At 71.1% G+C, this 747-nt stretch carries 1 protein-coding gene; it reads left to right on the top strand.

The genetic code is table 11. From position 1 onward, the window contains the following. Nucleotides 1–20 precede the first annotated feature (20 nt). On the top strand, nt 21–747 hold a 727-nt coding region (locus IEZ15_RS44170; protein WP_189282545.1), incomplete at its 3' end, for a DUF2637 domain-containing protein.

Genomic DNA, 747 nt, shown 5'->3' with positions numbered 1-747 from the left:
GGGGAACGCGGGTGGCCGCGATGCAGCTGACACGCACCCACCGAATACTCATCGGGCTCGTGGTCGCCGGTGCGGTGCTCATCGCCGCGATCGGTTTCGCTGGTTCGTACGCGGCGGTGCGCGAGCTCGCCCTGCAGAAGGGCTTCGGGAACTTCTCGCTGGTCTTCCCGATCGGCATCGACGCGGGCATCTGTGTCCTGCTCGCCCTGGACCTGCTGCTGACCTGGCTGCGCATCCCGTTCCCGCTGCTGCGCCAGACGGCCTGGCTGCTGACCGCCGCGACGATCGCCTTCAACGGCGCCGCGGCCTGGCCCGACCCGCTCGGCGTCGGCATGCACGCGGTCATCCCGGTGCTGTTCGTGGTCTCCGTCGAGGCCGCCCGGCACGCCGTGGGCCGGATCGCCGACATCACGGCCGACAAGCACATGGAGGGCGTACGGCTCACCCGCTGGCTGCTCTCCCCCGTGCCGACGTTCAAGCTGTGGCGGCGGATGAAGCTCTGGGAACTCCGGTCCTACGAGCAGGTCATCAAACTCGAACAGGACCGGCTCATCTACCAGGCCCGCCTCCAGGCCCGCTTCGGCCGCAGCTGGCGCCGCAAAGCACCCGTCGAATCCCTGATGCCGCTGCGCCTGGCGAAGTACGGCGTCCCGCTGGCCGAGACCGGCCCGGCCGGCCTCGCCGCCGCAGGCATCGAACCGGCCCTGCTGCCCCCGGCCCCGGCCCTGGTCGAACCGGGCGAGTTCC

Origin of the sequence: Streptomyces atratus, from assembly GCF_014648655.1 — a bacterium.
Taxonomy (GTDB): Bacteria; Actinomycetota; Actinomycetes; order Streptomycetales; family Streptomycetaceae; genus Streptomyces; species Streptomyces atratus.
Note: the sequence above shows the minus strand (reverse complement) of the source record. Positions and strands in the feature narration are given on the sequence as shown.